The organism is Actinomycetota bacterium (assembly GCA_030776725.1).
Taxonomy (GTDB): domain Bacteria; phylum Actinomycetota; class Nitriliruptoria; order Nitriliruptorales; family JAHWKO01; genus JAHWKW01.
Genome location: JALYHG010000047.1, coordinates 12,628 through 29,055, shown reverse-complemented (window position 1 = coordinate 29,055; position 16,428 = coordinate 12,628). Strand labels below are relative to the sequence as shown.

Sequence of the window (16,428 nt, the reverse complement as noted above, 5' to 3'; positions counted from 1 at the left end):
AACGTCAGCCGCTCGAAGACGTCAGCCGTTCCCGCATCCCGCGGACGTAGGCAGCCTGGCCGACGTGCTGCATCTGATCGTTGATCACGCTGACCAGACGCACTCCGACCGACACTGGCGGGTCCCACCGTCGGTCGATGATCCGGTCGAGCTCTGCAGCGTCGATCGTGTTGAGGTACTCGAGCGTGCGCTGCGCCACGGCCTCGTGGTAGGCGACGAGCAGGTCCGGTCCGTCCGGGCGGACGGCACCGACTTGCTGGGAGCTGTGACCGTACCCCGTGTCAGTCGGATCGAAGGGCAGGTCGAAGCGATCCGCCCAGCCGTCGGCGATCCAGAGCTGGTCGCGCCCGGCGATGTCCGAGACGTGATCGTCTTGGATCCGGGTGGAGTGCCAGATCAGCCAGGCGATCGAGTTGGCGTCGGCGTCGGGGCGGTAGGCAAGATCGTTGGCGTCGAGCCCGTCGGTGACCCGCCGCACACCCTCACGGATGCGCTCGAAGGCGTCCGTCAGGATCGCGCTGGTCTCCATGGGGTCCAACGTATCGGCGGATCGACGTGGATCGGCCGTGAGCGGGGCGTGGCGGTCGGATCCTGCGTCTCGCCGCTGCGCCAGTCAGCCAAGTCGTCAGCCAACGGGACGGCGACGGTGGACGCCAGGGGAGGGCCACGAACCGGGACGCCGTTCTCCACAAGGTCTGTAAATGGCGATAGACGGGCGGTTGTCAACGGCGTAGACGTATGGAACCATGACCGTCCGTGAACTCCGCCGACTGCTCCGCGATCCGGGTGCGTCGAGGTCCGCCAGAGCGGCGCTCACCTCATCGTCCGGTGTGCCGACTGCCAGACCGTCGTCCCGATCCACGGCCGTGACATCCCGCGTGGGACCCTGCGGAGCATCGCGCGTCACCTGCGGCCGTGCCTGGGAGATCAGGAGTGGATGCCATGAGCGCTGACACCGCCACCGCGGTCCACCGCTTCCGCGTCACCCGCGACGACGACGATCCACGGGTCTGGCTCGCCGAGTGGGCGGAGGACGACCGCGTCCACACCTTCGCGCGGTCGCTGGCCGAGCTCGAGGACCTGGCGCGTGACGCGCTCGCGCTGTGGTTGCACACCGACGCGGACGACGTGCAGGTCGAGCTCGACGTCGACCTCCCGAAGTCGCTGGCCCGCGAAGTCACGCTGCTTCGTCGGCAGCGTGACGAGCTGGAGGCGCAGCAGGCGTCGGTCCTCGACCGCCAGCGTTCGCTCGCGGTCCGTCTCGTCGAGGACGAGGGCATGACCTACCGCGACGCGGCCCGGTTCCTCGGCATCTCGCACCAGCGCGTCGCGCAACTGGTCAAACACAGCGCTTGAACGGGGAGGTCCGTCCGTGACGTCCGAGCGCATCACCACGGACCCTGGTGTCATGGGCGGCGTTCCCTGCATCCGGGGTCTCCGTCACCGTCGGCCTGATGCGGCTCAGGCGGTTCCGCGGAAGCGCGCGTCGAGCGTCTCGCGGATGAGCTGGGCGGACTCGTCGTCGCCCGGGAGCAGGTGGCCGTACTGGTCGACTGCGCATGGATCGTCGCGTGGACCACCGGCGCGATCGTTGAACTGCCGAGAAACCGCCTCTAGCGCCCCGAGTTCGTCAAGATTTCCCTCGCCCGGTCGAACACGGCATCGAGCATCTCCTCGGTCAGCCGCCCCGTGAACGTGTTCTGCTGGCTGACGTGGTAGCTGCCGAGCAGGGTCACGCCGGCCAGGTCGATCTCCGCCCCGTGCGCGAACCGCGGCTTCGGTCGCACCGGTGGATCCTGGCGTGGCGGGGCGTTGAGGATCCGCAGCACCGCGTCCCATCCGAACGCGCCCAGCGCCACCACCGCTCGGACCGGCAGGAACCTGACCTCGGCGGAGAGGTAGGCAGCGCAGTCGTCGCGCTCCGCTGGCGACGGACGGTTCGCGGGCGGGGCGCACCGCACCGGCGCTGAGACGTAGCAGTCGGTCAGGACCAGCCCGTCGTGACGGTGCCGTGAGGTGGGCTGGTTGGCGAAGCCGGCGCGGTGCAGCGCTGCGAACAGCCAGTCGCCGGAGCGGTCACCGGTGAACATCCGCCCCGTCCGGTTGGCGCCATGCGCCGCCGGCGCCAGGCCAACGACCAGCAGCCGAGCGGTGGGATCCCCGAACCCGGGAACCGGCCGCGCCCAGTACTCCTCGTCGGCGAACGCGGCGCGTTTCTCGCGGGCGACCCTCTCGCGCCACGCGACCAGCCGTGGACACCGACGGCAGGTGACCACGTCGCGTTCCAGCTCGACCAGGGACGACCAACCCACGGGGCGCCAACGTACGCGGTCGCGGCCAGCGCGGCTCGACGACGGCGACGCCAAGGCAGACGGCGCTCCGCCGCTCCGCCGGTACGGTACAGCCCATGGACCCCGCCAACGGGCGGCTCACGGCCTACAGCCACGGCGCCGGCTGAGCGTGCAAGCTCGGTCCGAGTGACCTGGCGCAGGTCCTGCGCCGCCTCACCCCACCGTCGACCGCCGACCTGATCGTCGGCGCCGACACCCTGGATGACGCCGCCGTGTGGCGCCGTCCGGACGGGCGTGCGTTGGTGGCCACGACCGACTTCTTCACCCCGATCGTCGACGACGCGCGGAGCTGGGGCCGGATCGCCGCAGCGAACGCCGCCAGTGACGTGTACGCGATGGGAGCCACGCCCCTGTTCGCGCTCAACATCGCCGGCTGGCCCCGCGAGAAGCTGCCGTTGGACCTCCTCGGCGAGGTCCTCGCCGGCGGCGCCGAGGTCGCCCTCGAGGGCGGCTGGGCGGTGGTCGGTGGCCACACCATCGACAGCCCCGAGCCGCTGTACGGGCAGGCTGTCGTCGGTGATGTGGCCGAGGACGCCCTGCTCACCAACCGCGGAGGGCGGGCCGGGGAAGTTCTGGTGCTGACCAAAGCCATCGGCACGGGCCTGGTGTCCACCGCCATCAAGCGGGGAGCGGTCGCCGCCGACGGACCGCTCGCGGACGTTCACGCCGCGGCGGTGGCCAGCATGACGACGCTCAACCGTGAAGCAGCCGCTGCGGCGCACGCCGCCGGGGCCAGCGCCGCCACCGACGTCACCGGCTTCGGGTTGCTGGGTCACCTGCACCAGCTGGCGCGGGCCAGCGACGTCGCGGCGCAGGTCGATGCGGCGGCCGTTCCGGTGCTGCCCGGTGCGTGGGACCTGCTCGACGGCGGGTACGTCGCAGGCGGAACCCGCCGCAACGTCGAGCACCTGAGCCCGCACGTCGCCGGCGCAGACGACCGGACCCTGACGATGCTCGCCGACGCGCAGACCTCCGGTGGGCTGGTCTTCGCCTGCCCGCCGCAGGCGGCGGCCGAGGCGGTCGCGCGGCTGGTCGACAGCGGCCACGCCGCAGCGATGATCGGCTCGCTGGCCGCCGGGGTGGCCGGGACCATCCGGATCGCGTGACAGAGACGCTGCGCCTGGACCCGGCCACGGTCGACGCGCTGGTCGAGCGGGCGTGGTCGGACTTCCCCTACGAGGTCTGTGGCCTGCTCGGGATCCGCCCCGACGGCCAGCTCGAGCACTTCCCGGTCACCAACGCCGAACGCTCGATGACGTACTACGTGATGGACGGCCGAGAACTCCTCCGCGCGATGCGCGAGATCGAGGACAACGGCTGGGGACTGGTGATCTACCACTCCCACACCCACACCCGGGCGTACCCGTCTCGCACCGACGTGGAGCTGGCTGCCTACAGCGAGGCGATCTACCTCATCGTCAGCCTCCAGGACCGCGACCGCCCCGAGATGCGTGCGTTCCACATCGTCGACGGCGAGATCACCGAGGTCGACATCGACCTCGTCGGCGACTGACCGCCGTCGGCCTGGCGGTTCTCCCGGTTCCGCACTCGGGCGTCGGAGCCGTTCGAGCGGTCGCGGGTACCCTCGTTCCCGATCCGCCACCAGACCGCACACCGGGAAGAAGGACGTGCGCCCATGCCCGTCGTGCGCATCCCCAGCGTGCTGCGCAAGCACACCGACGGCGTCGCCAAGATCGAAGCCACCGGCAGCACCGTCCGGGAGGTCCTCGACGACCTCGTGATCAAGTACCCGCCGTTGGGTGAGCAGTTGCTCGGCGACGGGGACATCCGCCGGTTCGTCAACGTCTACGTCGGCGACGAGGACATCCGGTACATGGACGGTCTCGACACGCCCGTCGCGGATGACGAGGAGGTCGCGATCATGCCTGCGGTCGCCGGCGGCACCTGAGCGGTGCTCTACGACGACGTCTCGCAGGCGGTCGGGAACACACCGCTCGTGCGCCTTGAGGCGCTGTCACCGCCCGGGTACCCGCTGTACCTCAAGCTCGAGGGACACAACCCCACCGGGTCGGTCAAGGACCGCGTCGCCAAGTACCTGATCGAGCAGGCCGAGGCAGACGGCGTGCTGGCGCCCGGCCAACGGATCCTGGAACCCACGTCGGGGAACACCGGCATCGCGCTGGCGGCCTTGTGCCGGCCCAAGGGCTACCCGCTGACCTGCGTGATGCCCGAGAACACCTCGCAGGAACGCAAGGACCTGCTGACCATGTTCGGCGTGGACCTGATCTACTCCCCGGCCGCAGAGGGCAGCAACGGTGCGGTCCTGCGGGCCCAGGAACTCGCTGCGGCCGACCCCGACGTTTACATGCCGTTCCAGTACGGCAACCCCGCCAACCCCCTGTCTCACTACGAGACCACCGCCCCGGAGCTCATCGCCGACCTGCCCGACTTGGGGGCGTTCGTGGCCGGGCTGGGCACCGGCGGGACGGTGACGGGTGCCGGCCGGCGACTGAAGGAGTGGAACCCGGAGGTGAAGGTCGTCGCGGCCGAACCCGAGTACGGCGACCTGGTGTACGGACTGCGCAACCTCGACGAGGGCTACGTCCCCGAGGTGCTCGACGAGACCGTCCTGGACAGCCGCATCAAGGTCGACTCCTTGAAGGCGCTCACCGCGACCCGGGAGCTGGTCGTCCGTGAGGGGTTGTTCGCTGGGGTGTCCACCGGCGCTGCCCTGGCGGTCGCCATCCGTGCTTGCCGGCGCCTGCCTGAGGGCACCAAGGTCGTGGTGCTCTCGCCCGACGGGGGTTGGAAGTACCTCTCGACCGGCGCCTATGCTCCCGGCGACGTCACCGCCATCGCCGAGCGCCTGTCGACCACGCTCTGGGCGTGAGCAGATCCTCGACACACCGCGCCGGAGGAGTCCACGTGAGGCGTCCCGAGCTTCTGCGGGCGTTGGCGCTGGCGCTGACGGTCGCGGCGCTGATCATCGCAGCGGTCCTGATCGGGGGCAGCGGCGGGGCAGGAGGGCCACGATGACGCTCGAGGTCGTGGTCCTGGGTTGCTCAGGCACCCACCCCGGGCCGGGGCGTGCCTGCTCGGGGTACCTGGTCAGGAGCGAGCGCACGCAGGTGGTGTTGGACTGCGGGAACGGGTCGACCAGCAACCTGTTCCGCGTCACGGACCTGGCCGACGTCGACGCGGTGGTGCTCAGCCACCGTCATCCCGACCACTGCGTCGACATGATCGGGCTGTACTACGCGTTGAAGTTCGACCCGGCCGGTGACCGCCGGCTCGACGTGCACGCCCCGCCCGGCACGCGGGAGTTCCTGGCGCAGCTCGTCGACGATGGGGACACGTTCGGTCGGATCCTGCGCTTCCACGATGCCGCCCCCGGCGGGACGCTGCAGATCGGCGACCTCGAGCTCACCTTCCACGACAGCCCCCACGCGGTCCCCACCGTGGCGGTCCGCGTCGAGCACCACGACGGCGTCGTGGCGTACTCGGCCGACAGCGGAGGAGGCCCCGGCGTGGTGGATGCGGCCCGTGACGCCGACCTGTTCCTGTGCGAGGCCAGCTGGCTGGGCGACCCCGCCGACTACCCGCAGGACCTCCACCTGACCGCCCGGGGAGCTGGGGCGTTGGGTGCCGCGGCGTTGGCACGCCGGCTGGCGCTGGTTCACCTGTGGCCGGCCAACTCCCGCGAGCAAGCCCGGGAGGAGGCACAGCAGGCCTACTCGGGACCGGTGCACGTGGCCGAGGACCTCGACGTGTACGAGGTCGGCGGTGACTGACGCCGACCGCCCCGACGGGCGGCGCCCCGACCAGCTGCGCCCGGTCCGCTTCCAGCTCGACGTGCAGACCGCGCCGGCCGCGTCGTGCATGGTGGCGTTCGGCGCGACGCAGCTGCTGTGCGCCGCGTCGGTGGAGGAGCGGGCGCCCCGCTGGCGCGAGCGGCGCGGCTGGGTGACCGCCGAGTACAGCATGCTGCCGGGTGCGACGGCCCCACGGGCGGCCCGGCAGCGCAACGTCGGCGGCCGCACACACGAGATCCAACGTCTGATCGGCCGGTCGCTGCGCGCCGTGATCGACCTCGACGCGCTCCCGGACGTCACGCTCACCGTCGACTGTGACGTGCTGACCGCCGACGGTGGGACCCGCACCGCGGCGATCACGGGTGGTTGGGTCGCGCTGGCACGGGCGTGCGAGCGGTTGGGGTTCGAGGCGACCGTCACCGGGCAGGTCGCTGCCGTGTCGGTCGGCATCGTCGACGGGCGGGCGGTGCTGGACCTGCCGTACGTCGAGGACGTCCGCGCCGACGTGGACATGAACGTGGTGGCCACGACTGACGGTCGCTTGGTGGAGGTGCAGGGCACCGCCGAGGGTGAGCCGTTCGACCGCGGGGCGCTCGACACGCTGTTGGACCTGGCGGTCGCCGGGTGCGAGGAGCTGTTCGCCTTGCAGCGTGCCGCCCTGGAGGGGGTCGACGGTGGCGGCTGATCGCCGCCGGTTGGTCGTGGCGACCACCAACCGCGGCAAGCTCGCCGAGCTGCACCGCATCCTCGCCGACCTCCCGATCGAGCTGGTCGCGATGGACGAGGTCGGTGTGCACGCCCCGGACGAGACCGGGGCGACGTTCGAGGACAACGCGGCGCTGAAAGCCCGTCACGCCGCCGAGACGACCGGCCTGCTGGCCGTGGCCGACGACTCGGGCCTGCAGGTCGATGCGCTCGGGGGTGCGCCTGGGGTGCGCTCGGCACGGTACGCCGGTGAGCACGGCGACGACACCGCCAACAACGCCCGCCTCCTCCAGGAGCTCGCTGGGGTCCCCGACGAGGACCGCACCGCCCGGTTCGTCTGCGTGGCTGCGTTGGCGACCCCCGACGGGCAGATCTGGACCCGGCGGGGGGTGATGGAGGGGCGCATCGTCCACGCTCCGCGGGGCGACGGCGGGTTCGGGTACGACCCGCTGTTCGTCGCCGCTGGCGAGAGCCGCACCAACGGGGAGCTGCCCCCCCAGGTGAAGGATGCCCGCAGCCACCGCGGTGCGGCTTTCCGCGCCATCCGCGCCGACGTCCAGGGGCTGCTGGCCGGTCGGTGACGAACTCTCGGTGTCCTCGCGGTCAGGGCTCACCGGCCGGACGGGCACTTCATCGAACACGTCGGTTGGCGCTTGCATGTGCTGATAGCCGGTGGAGGGCGGGAGTGCATGAGCAGCAGCGATGTGGTGATGCGCAAGGCGGTCGACCTGGCCACGTCCGGAGTCGGGATGGACGACGCCCGCGAGGCACTCCTCGCCGCGGCCGACGGCGACCGCCTCGCGCTCGAGGTGGCACGGGCGGTGATCATGCGTGACGGCCTGCCCCGCCACCGTCCTCCGGCACCCAGGATGCGCCCCAAGATCGGGTCGCTGCGCAACCGGACCCTGAACCTCCTCGAGTACGCGATGTCCAGCGCCCCGGAAGCTCCCGACCGCGGCCCGGAGTACACCTGGAACGAGGTCGTCTTCGAGACCTGGGGGTAGTCGGCGCAGCCGGTCGGGGCCGAGCCCCGGTCAGTCCTCGACGACGTGGTCCTCGAAGCGTCGGCGGGCGCCGGCCCACCGCTGCTCGTCGAACGTCGCATCGGGGCGGAACGCCTCCGCCGCCGCCCACGCCATGGCGAGGGCGTGATGGGAGTTGTCGTGGACGAACAGCCCCTGGCGGCCGAACGTGAGCACCCGCGGGAGACTCGCGAGCCAACCGTCGACGGTCGCGAACGCGTCGTCCCAGCCGAGGTCGTAGATCGGGTACGCGGCGGGCAGTCGCCGGACCGCGACGTCGACGGGGCGAGGGTCGGTCAGTTCCGCGCCGACCAGCGCGTCACGGACCGTCCCCACCAGCTCGTCGTCGCTGGCCGACCAGATGGCGTCGCCGCGGTCGCACGGGATCTCCGCGCACAGCACGGTGCGTCCGCCCGGGTCGCTGGCCGCGTCGCGGTAGTTCTTCGGCTCGGACACGCGCGTCACGGGGGTGTGCAGGCCGGGCAGGTAGTGCGCGTCGTAGGACGTGTACCGATCGGTGTGCAGCACCAGGTAGACCAGCACCATCGCCCGCGTGCGTAGCGCCGCGGCTGCGTCGAGCACGTCGGCTGGCGGCGGCGGCTCGATCATGCGCACGAGGGACGTCACCGGCAGCGTCGACCAGGCATGCGCAGCGCGGATCGGCGACCGGCCGGCGACGTCGACCTCGACCCCGTCCGCGTCGAGGCGGACACCTCGGACCTCGCACCCCAGGTGCAGCTGGGCGCCGGCGTCCACGGCGGCGGCCGCGAGCGTCTCCCACAGCTGCCCGAAGCCACGCCGCGGGTACCAGAAGTGGTCGCGACCGCGACCGTCGAGGCCGACGATCCGTCGCAGCAGCTTGGTCGGGGAGTCGGCACTGACCCGTCGACGGGCCTGCTCTCCCGATAGCTGATGCGGGTCGCGGCCCCAGATCTTGCGTGCGTACGGGAAGTAGAAGTGCTCGCAGATCGTCGGTCCGAGCCGTGCCCACAGCACGTCCGCGAACGTGTCCGCTGCGGGTCGGCGGGTGGGGCCGGCGACCGCGTCACGCGCCGCGCCGAGCGCGACCCCGGCGGGTAGGTGACGGATCAGGTCGACCGGCTGCAAGGGGAACGCGACCCAGCGGCCGAGCAGGTGGATGCGGCCGCGTCGCGGCCGGCGCTGCAGGTCGGGGCCGAGGAGCCGGCGCAGCACCGACAGGATCGCCGCGTCGGTGGCGGGGTGCAGCCGGTGGCTGCCGTGGTCGACCCTCACACCGGCCACGTCGAAGCTCGCGGCTGCGCCGCCGACCCGGTCCGCACGCTCGAGCACGACCGGATGGTGTTGTTGGCGAGCGAGCCGGTACGCCGCTGCGATCCCGGCTGGGCCGGCGCCGAGCACGGCGACGTCGCGGGGGCGCCGGCGGACCGTGCGGACGAGCCCGGGCGAGGAGTGGGGCAGCGGCATGGCGGGAGGCTAGCTACGCCGCCGAGGGCGGTCAGGCTTCGATGACGTCGAGCGACGTGGTGACCTGGATCTGAGGGTGGATGCTGCGGGCCACCGGGCAACGCTCCTGGTGCAGCTCGTGCACCCGTTCGATGGTGTCCCGGTCGGCGTCCGGGGGAACCTCGAGGCGGTAGGTGACGTGGATCCGCTTGAGGATCAGCACGTCCTCGGCTTCGACCTCCCCGACCGCCTCGGCCGTCAGACGACCACCGCTGGCGTCGATTCCGCGAGCCTCGAGCGCACCGCCGAGGGTCCCTGTCAGTCACCCACCGGCGGCGGCGACCACGTGATCCAGCGTCGTGTCCCTGGCTGGGAACTCATCCGGAGACAGCCCGTAGTGCTCGGCGATCTCGTCGTGGACGCCGAACTTGAGGGTCGCCCCAACTGGGAGCTCGGCGGTGCGCTGCGGTCCGCGCTCGCGGCGGATGTCGACACGTGAGGTGTAGACCACGTCGCCCACCTGCGTCCTCCTTCGCTCTGGCTGGCCTGGTGTCGCCAGCACCGACGCTAGTACGTCGCACCGACGCGGGCCCGGCCTGCAAGGACCGGCCGTTCACCACGGCGTCTCCTCCATGGCTTCGACAGGGTCGAGGCCCAGGGCCGTCGCTCCGAGGTAGTCGGCGCAGGCGTCGCTGGCCGGAGGCATGATCGCGCCGAACCGGGCGTCGCGGAACAGCCGCTCGAGGGGTGCGCCGCGCGACAGGGCTCCCAGGCCGCAGGCCTCGGCCACCGACGCGACCGTGCTCATCGCGACGTCCCCGGCGAGCAGCTTGGTGCGGTACAGCCACCGGTTGGTATCGGGCTCGCCCGGGGCCTCGTCGACGAGCCGGGCCGCGTGCTGAAGGACGAGGCGGGCGGCCCGGACGTCGGCGTCGGCACGGCCCAACCGGCGGCGCACGGACGACGTGACGTTGCGACCTGCGCTCAGTCGCCGTCGCAGGTAGTCGGCGCCGCTTCGCACCGCCGCCTCCGCGACCCCGACGTAGACCGCCGCGTACGAGGCGACGAGCCACTGGGGCATCGACCACGCGAGCGGCAGAACCAGACCCTCCAGCCCGCCGACGAGCCGATCCGAGGCGACGTGGACGTCGAGGTCCAGCGCGTTGCTCGCGGTCGCTCGCATCCCGAGCGGATCCCAGCCCGTGCCCGCCTCGATGCCGTCACCGTCGGGGACCAGGAAGTAGGAGATCGTCCCCTCGTGGGGGTCGCGGGCAGCCCGGGCCGCGACGAGGTAGGCGTCGAGGTGGCCCGCGCCCGAGCAGGCCGACTTGGTGCCCCGCAGCCGGTAGCCGTCCCCCTCACGCTCGTACGCCGTCGTCAACGCCGACAGACGTGAGCCGACCTGCGGTTCGCTGATCGCCACGCCGTACATAGCGCCGTCGGCGGCGGCCTGCAGCATCGCGTCCCGGGCGTGCAGGGCCCACTCGGGGACGCCGAGAGCGCGGGCGTGCTCGTCGGGGATCCCGGCCAGCGCCCCGGTGACGGACGCGTGCATGTTGAACACCAGCGCCGTCGCGGGGCTCCCACCGGCCAGGACCACGGCAACGTCGACGTACTCGGCGAACCCCGCTCCCAGGCCCCCCAGTCTCTCCGGCACCATCAGGCCGAGCAGACCGGCGTCGCGCAGGTCGTCGATGTCGGCGGACGGGAACGCGGCGGCGTCGTCGTGCTGATGCGCACGAGCCGCGAACCTGGTTGCCAGTTCGGTCGCTCGTTCGCGTGCGTCGTCGTTCACCGTCTGCATCCTCGTCCCTGGTAGAGCCCCGCGACCGAGGAGGACGGCAACATCCGGACAGGTCGATCCCGGCGGGCGAGGAAGCGCAGGTAGTCGACGAGCGACGGCCGCAGGCCACGGATCTCGATCCGGATGCCGTGGCGGCTGCACAACGCCCCGATCCGTTCCGGGGATACGAACAGGTCGGGGTCGTGGATGCGCGGCGGCGGCCCACCGGGTAGGCGCTCCCCGACCGTGAGGAGCGAGAGACGCGCCGACCGTGTGTCGTTGATCGTGTCGAAGACGAGCGTCCCGCCGTGGCGCAGCACCCGGGCGATCTCGGCCACGGCGGTCTCCAGGTGCGCCACGTGCTCGAAGACCTCCCCGGCCACGACAACGTCAGCGCAGCCGCTGCGCAACGGCAGCGCTGTGATGTCGCCCTGGAGCGCTGTGGCGCCATGACGGGATGCGACCGCGACCGCGGATGCCACGACGTCGACGCCGATGTAGCGGTAGCCCTGGACGTACGGGCGGAGCAGGCCTCCACCGCACGCGGCATCGACGAGGACCGCTCCTGGTCGCGGGGCGGGCGGGATCAGTTCCGCGCGGGCTGCGGCGAGCCAGTGCAACGCCGCGAACGCGCCTCCGGGTCGCCACCACTCCCCGGCCAGGTCGTCGTACTGGCGCAGGTCGTTCCTGTCCCACCTCGGGCGCCGTCGTCGTCCCGTCATCGCCGCCTCCTGCCCGGGCGCGCCCTCAGTCGTCGGAGGCTCGGCGCCGTCTGAGCAGGATGGCGACCAGCCCGGCGGCTGCGCCGATGAGCAGACCGCGGATCGCGTTGGCCGGGACGACCACCGGGGCGCGTGGGGCCTGCCCCGCGGGGCCGCCGGTGCGGCGGATACGCCACAGCGTCCCGGTCCGCTCGACCATGCGGATGCCGCCGACCTCCGGGGCGATGTGGATCTCGCCCCAGTCGACGACGTACAGGGCCCCGTCGGGACCGAACTGGCAGTGCGACGGCCGCTCGAGCCCCCGGTGCAGGAGACGTGACGCGGGCCCGGCGAAGCGGTTGACCGCGAAGTCGATGACACGCCGGTTGCGCACGTCGACACGCACGACCTTGAAGCCCACCGGGGTCTTGGCCCTGGTCGTGACGGGGAAGACGTCACCGAACAGCGCCACGAACGCGTCGCCTTCGAAGCCGAACGCCGCATCCCGGCAGAAATCGACGCCGTTGGAGGCGGCGTGCGGGTCGAACGTCACGAACGGCTTCGGCGGATCCGGGTCGGGGTGCTCGGCCAGGACCGGTTCGCGCCCCCGGCCTTCCCAGCGCGGGTCGTCCAACCGGATCCCGGAGGCGAAATCCGGCCAGCCGTACCAGGCGCCGGGGTCGATCTCGTAGAAATCGTCGTAGTCGGCCACGACGTAGCGGGCGCTGCGCTCGTCGATCCCGTGCTCGGTGGCGAACAGTCGCCCGTCGGGGTGGAACGCTAGGCCGTACGGGTTGCGCAGCCCCCAGGCGACGACCTCCAGGTCGCTGCCGTCCGGGTTGCAGCGCAGCACCGCGCCGGAGCACTTCACGTCGCCTTCGACGACCTGTCCCGCGGCGGTCTCGGTCCCGAAGGGCACGAAGGCGCCGGACCGCACCGTCTCGCGCAGGTCACCCAGCACGTTCTGGAACTCGTAGTTCCGCCCGGCCAGGGTGACGTCGGCTGCTGGCACGTCGTGCAGGTCGCGGTGGTAGCGCAGCCACTCGTAGGAGTAGTTGTCGGCACCCACCACCCCGGTGTTCGTGACCGAGCCCTGCCCGAAGTAGATCTTGCCGTCCGGTCCGACGACCGGGTAGTTCGTCATGTGGTCGCCCCACGGCAGCCCGGTGACGAGGTCCTCGATGGTTCCGTCGGGCCGGAGCCGCGACAGCGAGTTCGTGTTGACGAAGTACAGCTGCCCGTCGTGCCAGCACGCACCGGTGAAGGCGCCCGTCTTCTCCCAGCGCTCGTCGGGGAGCTCGAAGAAGGTCTCCTGCTCGCCCGAGCGCACGTCGACCTTCACGATCCGCGGCTTGGACTCGATCTTGTGCCCGCACTCGCTGACGTAGCACAACCCGTCGTCATCGAACGTGCAGTGCACCGGGGCGTTGAGGCCGGTGGTGACGACCTCGGCGACGTAGCCGTCGGGGAGGAAGATGTGGGCGGGGTCGTGGAAGCGCAGCCCCGGGCGGGGGAGCGCGATGCGCTTGACGAGGGGCTCGAGCGGCGCGTACAGGTAGCCGAGGACGCTGTCGACCATCGGTGCGCGGACGATCTTCCTCAACCGTTCCATCACGTGTCCTCCCGGGAGGTCATGTCGGTCTCAGCCGACCCAACGCTTGCGCAGCACCCGGCCGCTGCCGGGGGTCGCGTCCACACCGTCCGTGGTCATCTCGAACCGGCCGAAGTCGACGATGAACACCGAGGACGCGTGCGGGTCGAACCGCACGTCGATGGGGCGGTCCAACCCGGACAGGAAGGGGTGCACGGTCCACGTGCGCGAGTCGACCCGGGCCACGCTGCGGCCGACCGTCGGGCCGGGCGGGCCGGTCATCGGGGCCTCGTCGCCGAACAGCGCGACCAGGAGGTCGCCGGCGTGCGCGCCTCGTGGGATGACGTCGAACTTCACGGCGGCGCTGTGCGGGGGGAAGCGCACGAGCGGTCGCTGCGGGGCCGGTAGCTGGTCGTGGTTGGCGATGAGGGAGCGGAGCGGAGGTCCGCGCTCCGGGCGGTACCGCGGGTCGGTCACGGGCTCGCCGCCGACGAAGTCGGGCCAGCCATACCAGGCACCGGGCTGCACCTCGAAGAGCAGGTCGGGGGCGTTGCCGACCGGCCGGCTGCCCCGGTCGTCGGGGCCCTGGTCGGTGACCAACAGGCGCCCGTCGCGCAGGAACCCCAGGCCGTAGGCGTTGCGTAGTCCCCATGCGACCAGCTCGAGGTTGGCACCGTCGACGTCGCACCGCATCACCGCTGCGGTCGCTGGGAGCCCGGTAGGGATGGTCTGCCCGGCAGCGGTCGACGTGCCGAAGGGCACGAACGCCCCGGTGACGGCCTCCCCGCCGTCACTGACAGGGTCCGGCGTCACGGCGTTCTCACCGGTCAGGACGAGGTCGAAGCCGGGGATGTCGTGGGCGTGAGGCAACCGCCCGAGCCAGCCCACCTCGTAGGCGTCGAGCCCGACGATGCCCGTGTTGGTCAGCGCTCCCTGGCTGAAGTAGAGCCGCCCGTCCGGCCCGATCACGGTCATGTTCGTGTGGTAGTTGCCTGGACCCGGCAGGCCCTCGACCACCCCTTGGAGGCTGCTGTCGGCCAGGTCGAGGCGACTGATCCGCGCCGGATGGCCGCCCTCGGAGACGAACAGCGCACCGGCGTGGAACGTCAGGCCGTTGACCGGGGGACGCAGGCCCTCCACGAGCAGGTCGCGCTCCCCATCAGGTCGGAGCCGCCAGACCCGCCCGCCGGGCACCGCGCCCGCGAAGGGCAACCCCGCCTCGGCGACGTACGCGGTGCCTTGGTCGTCGAAGGTCAGGCTCGTCGGGAACTCGAACCCGGCAGCCACGACGTCTACAGCAGCGGACGCGGCGACCTCCTCGCTCAACGCTGTGGCTCGATCGCGTCTGGCGCCACGTCAGGTCCCCTCACCGTTGATCGTCATCATGCTCCTGACGCACGGTCACCGGCAGCGGCGACCGCCAGGCGGCCCTCGACCCGTCGGGCGGCGAACCAGAACAGCACCGCCACCGCGACCACCAGCAAGAACATCACGGTCTGGTCCACGAAGCTGGCGGCGACGGCCCCCGTCACCGCGTACACCGCAGCGGGGACGAGGTTGCCGGCCGCTCCGGCCAGCAGCGCGGGTCCGAGCCGCAACCGCGACGTCCCGGCGACGATGGCGGTGGTCTCGGCGAGCATCGGCAGGGGCCGCGTCACGACGATCGCGAGCAGGCCGTAGCGGGCGAGCAGGCGATCCGCCCGCTGCCGCTGGTCGGTTGGGACGATCCGGTCGACGAGCCGTTGCCCGCGGCGCCCGATGACGAAGGCGACCAGCGTGGCTCCCACGCCGCCGGTGAGCGACAGTGCCGCGCCCACCGCCACCCCGAACAGCGCGCCGTGGGTCACCATCACCGCACTCGACGGCACGGGCAGGACGACGTCTGCGACCAGGAGCCCGACGCCGAGCACCGCGGCCAGCATCCCCGCCGCGTTGAGCCAGGCACCGGGGTCGGTGAGCAGCGGCACCTCGAGCGCCTCAACGACCGCGAACGACGCCAGGAAGAGCGTCAGGAGGCCCGCCACGATCACGACGTACGGGTGGCGCACCTGGTTCTCCTGATGGACGGTTGTCCGCGGCGTGACGGCCTCGACAGCGAGCTTAGAGTCGACGTGTGCAGGCTTCCGCGGACGCCCGTCCGACGGGTCGGCGGGCCTGATGACGAACCGGTGACGTCGGACGGACAGGCGGGGGGGTTCGAGGTGACAACGTTGGATGAGCAGGCAGACGGACGGCTCGGCGAGTACGACCGGAGGGTGCTCGCGGAGGTGGCGGCCTGGCTAGAGGGCGAGCCTGGGTTGGCGGAGCGGGTGCTGGGCACCGTCTCCGCGGCGAGCAGGGCGGCCGTCGATCGGGTTCTGGATGCGCCGCCGGTGCGGGATGCTGTTCGCCGCGCCACCGAGGAACTACTCGACCGGCTCGAACGGCTCGACGCGTCCCCCGCGTCCGCGGACCCGAGTCTGCCGAGCGAGCCGACGGCGGACCTGCTGGCTGAAGCCGATGCGGAGGCCGACCGCTACCAGCAACGTGTGACGCGGGCGCTGTCGGTGCAGGGTGCGGCGGCGGGTGCTGTGTCGACGAACCTGGTGGCGGCCGTCTTGGCGGTGACGACGGACGTGGCCGCTGCGACGGTCGGGTTGACGCGGGCGTCGGTTGGCGTCCTCGAGCTGTACGGCGTCCCGGCGTCCCGGCGGCGCGCCATCGGCATCCGGACGGTGTTGGCCGCCGGTGAGCGCGATCCCGGCGTCCGCCGCCGCGAGCTGATCGCGACCGTCGGCGCGGCGTCGGCCAGCGCCGACGGCGACGTCGGCCGCGTGATCGCGGATCAGCTCGGGCCACGAGCCGTGATCGAGGTCGCCGAACAAGCCATCCGCCGGGTTGCCCGGCGGCGCGTCCTGGCGTTCGTCCCACTCTTCGGTGCCGCGGCCGGAGCCGCCGTCTCCAACGTGATGACCCGCCAGGTGTGCGAGACGGCACGCCAGACGGGGAGGCTGTACCACCTGCAGGAGCGGACCGGCCTCCCGGTCGATGCGCTGCTGTTGTCGTGAGCCGGAGGCCGGCCGTGAGCGCGAACGTTG

The 16,428-nt window shown here is 71.9% G+C and carries 20 protein-coding genes; 10 read left to right on the top strand and 10 right to left on the bottom strand.

What is annotated here, in order from left to right; genetic code table 11:
• Positions 1-4: 4 nt before the first annotated feature.
• A complete protein-coding gene (locus M3N57_01965) occupies positions 5-529 on the bottom strand; it encodes a DinB family protein (protein ID MDP9021468.1) in 525 nt (174 codons plus the stop codon).
• Positions 530-942: 413 nt separating this feature from the next.
• Between M3N57_01965 and M3N57_01960 the strand changes: the two genes are divergently transcribed.
• Positions 943-1,356, top strand: a complete 414-nt coding sequence (locus tag M3N57_01960) for a helix-turn-helix domain-containing protein (protein ID MDP9021467.1) — start codon at positions 943-945, stop codon at positions 1,354-1,356.
• 257 nt (positions 1,357-1,613) lie between these two features.
• On the opposite strand, the gene M3N57_01955 is transcribed toward M3N57_01960, so the two are convergent.
• Positions 1,614-2,312: a uracil-DNA glycosylase gene (locus tag M3N57_01955; GenBank protein ID MDP9021466.1), complete on the bottom strand. Its 699-nt coding sequence runs from the start codon at positions 2,310-2,312 to the stop codon at positions 1,614-1,616.
• 95 nt (positions 2,313-2,407) lie between these two features.
• Between M3N57_01955 and selD the strand changes: the two genes are divergently transcribed.
• From selD to M3N57_01915, 8 genes are all read left to right on the top strand, one after another.
• Positions 2,408-3,457: a selenide, water dikinase SelD gene (gene selD / locus M3N57_01950; GenBank protein ID MDP9021465.1), complete on the top strand. Its 1,050-nt coding sequence runs from the start codon at positions 2,408-2,410 to the stop codon at positions 3,455-3,457.
• Entirely contained in the window at positions 3,454-3,864 is a 411-nt protein-coding gene (locus M3N57_01945; GenBank protein MDP9021464.1) for a M67 family metallopeptidase, read from the top strand. Before selD ends, M3N57_01945 begins: the two co-directional genes overlap by 4 nt.
• Positions 3,865-3,987: 123 nt before the next feature.
• On the top strand, positions 3,988-4,260 hold the full coding sequence (locus tag M3N57_01940) for a MoaD/ThiS family protein (protein ID MDP9021463.1): 273 nt from the start codon (positions 3,988-3,990) through the stop codon (positions 4,258-4,260).
• A gap of 3 nt (positions 4,261-4,263) precedes the next feature.
• Complete coding sequence (locus M3N57_01935; GenBank protein MDP9021462.1) at positions 4,264-5,202, top strand: cysteine synthase family protein; 939 nt, start codon at positions 4,264-4,266, stop codon at positions 5,200-5,202.
• Positions 5,203-5,344: 142 nt separating this feature from the next.
• A complete protein-coding gene (locus M3N57_01930; protein MDP9021461.1) occupies positions 5,345-6,103 on the top strand; it encodes an MBL fold metallo-hydrolase in 759 nt (252 codons plus the stop codon).
• On the top strand, positions 6,096-6,809 hold the full coding sequence (rph, locus tag M3N57_01925; protein MDP9021460.1) for a ribonuclease PH: 714 nt from the start codon (positions 6,096-6,098) through the stop codon (positions 6,807-6,809). The genes M3N57_01930 and rph overlap by 8 nt, the downstream gene beginning before the upstream one ends.
• Complete coding sequence (gene rdgB, locus M3N57_01920) at positions 6,799-7,410, top strand: RdgB/HAM1 family non-canonical purine NTP pyrophosphatase (protein ID MDP9021459.1); 612 nt, start codon at positions 6,799-6,801, stop codon at positions 7,408-7,410. Before rph ends, rdgB begins: the two co-directional genes overlap by 11 nt.
• A 108-nt stretch (positions 7,411-7,518) precedes the next feature.
• Positions 7,519-7,833, top strand: a complete 315-nt coding sequence (locus M3N57_01915; GenBank protein MDP9021458.1) for a hypothetical protein — start codon at positions 7,519-7,521, stop codon at positions 7,831-7,833.
• Between the two features lie 30 nt (positions 7,834-7,863).
• On the opposite strand, the gene M3N57_01910 is transcribed toward M3N57_01915, so the two are convergent.
• The 8 genes from M3N57_01910 to M3N57_01875 form a co-directional block, all read right to left on the bottom strand.
• Positions 7,864-9,297: an FAD-dependent oxidoreductase gene (locus M3N57_01910; GenBank protein MDP9021457.1), complete on the bottom strand. Its 1,434-nt coding sequence runs from the start codon at positions 9,295-9,297 to the stop codon at positions 7,864-7,866.
• Positions 9,298-9,328: 31 nt separating this feature from the next.
• Entirely contained in the window at positions 9,329-9,538 is a 210-nt protein-coding gene (locus M3N57_01905) for an OsmC family protein (protein MDP9021456.1), read from the bottom strand.
• 60 nt (positions 9,539-9,598) lie between these two features.
• Complete coding sequence (locus tag M3N57_01900) at positions 9,599-9,796, bottom strand: hypothetical protein (protein MDP9021455.1); 198 nt, start codon at positions 9,794-9,796, stop codon at positions 9,599-9,601.
• A 93-nt stretch (positions 9,797-9,889) separates the two neighbouring features.
• Complete coding sequence (locus M3N57_01895) at positions 9,890-11,080, bottom strand: acyl-CoA/acyl-ACP dehydrogenase (GenBank protein MDP9021454.1); 1,191 nt, start codon at positions 11,078-11,080, stop codon at positions 9,890-9,892.
• Entirely contained in the window at positions 11,068-11,781 is a 714-nt protein-coding gene (locus tag M3N57_01890; protein MDP9021453.1) for a methyltransferase domain-containing protein, read from the bottom strand. The genes M3N57_01895 and M3N57_01890 overlap by 13 nt, the downstream gene beginning before the upstream one ends.
• Positions 11,782-11,806: 25 nt before the next feature.
• On the bottom strand, positions 11,807-13,372 hold the full coding sequence (locus M3N57_01885) for a PQQ-dependent sugar dehydrogenase (protein ID MDP9021452.1): 1,566 nt from the start codon (positions 13,370-13,372) through the stop codon (positions 11,807-11,809).
• A gap of 30 nt (positions 13,373-13,402) precedes the next feature.
• Complete coding sequence (locus M3N57_01880) at positions 13,403-14,677, bottom strand: PQQ-dependent sugar dehydrogenase (GenBank protein ID MDP9021451.1); 1,275 nt, start codon at positions 14,675-14,677, stop codon at positions 13,403-13,405.
• Between the two features lie 56 nt (positions 14,678-14,733).
• Positions 14,734-15,399, bottom strand: coding sequence for a VTT domain-containing protein (locus M3N57_01875; GenBank protein ID MDP9021450.1), 666 nt, complete (start codon positions 15,397-15,399; stop codon positions 14,734-14,736).
• A 162-nt stretch (positions 15,400-15,561) separates the two neighbouring features.
• Between M3N57_01875 and M3N57_01870 the strand changes: the two genes are divergently transcribed.
• A complete protein-coding gene (locus M3N57_01870) occupies positions 15,562-16,398 on the top strand; it encodes an EcsC family protein (GenBank protein ID MDP9021449.1) in 837 nt (278 codons plus the stop codon).
• Positions 16,399-16,428 lie beyond the last annotated feature (30 nt).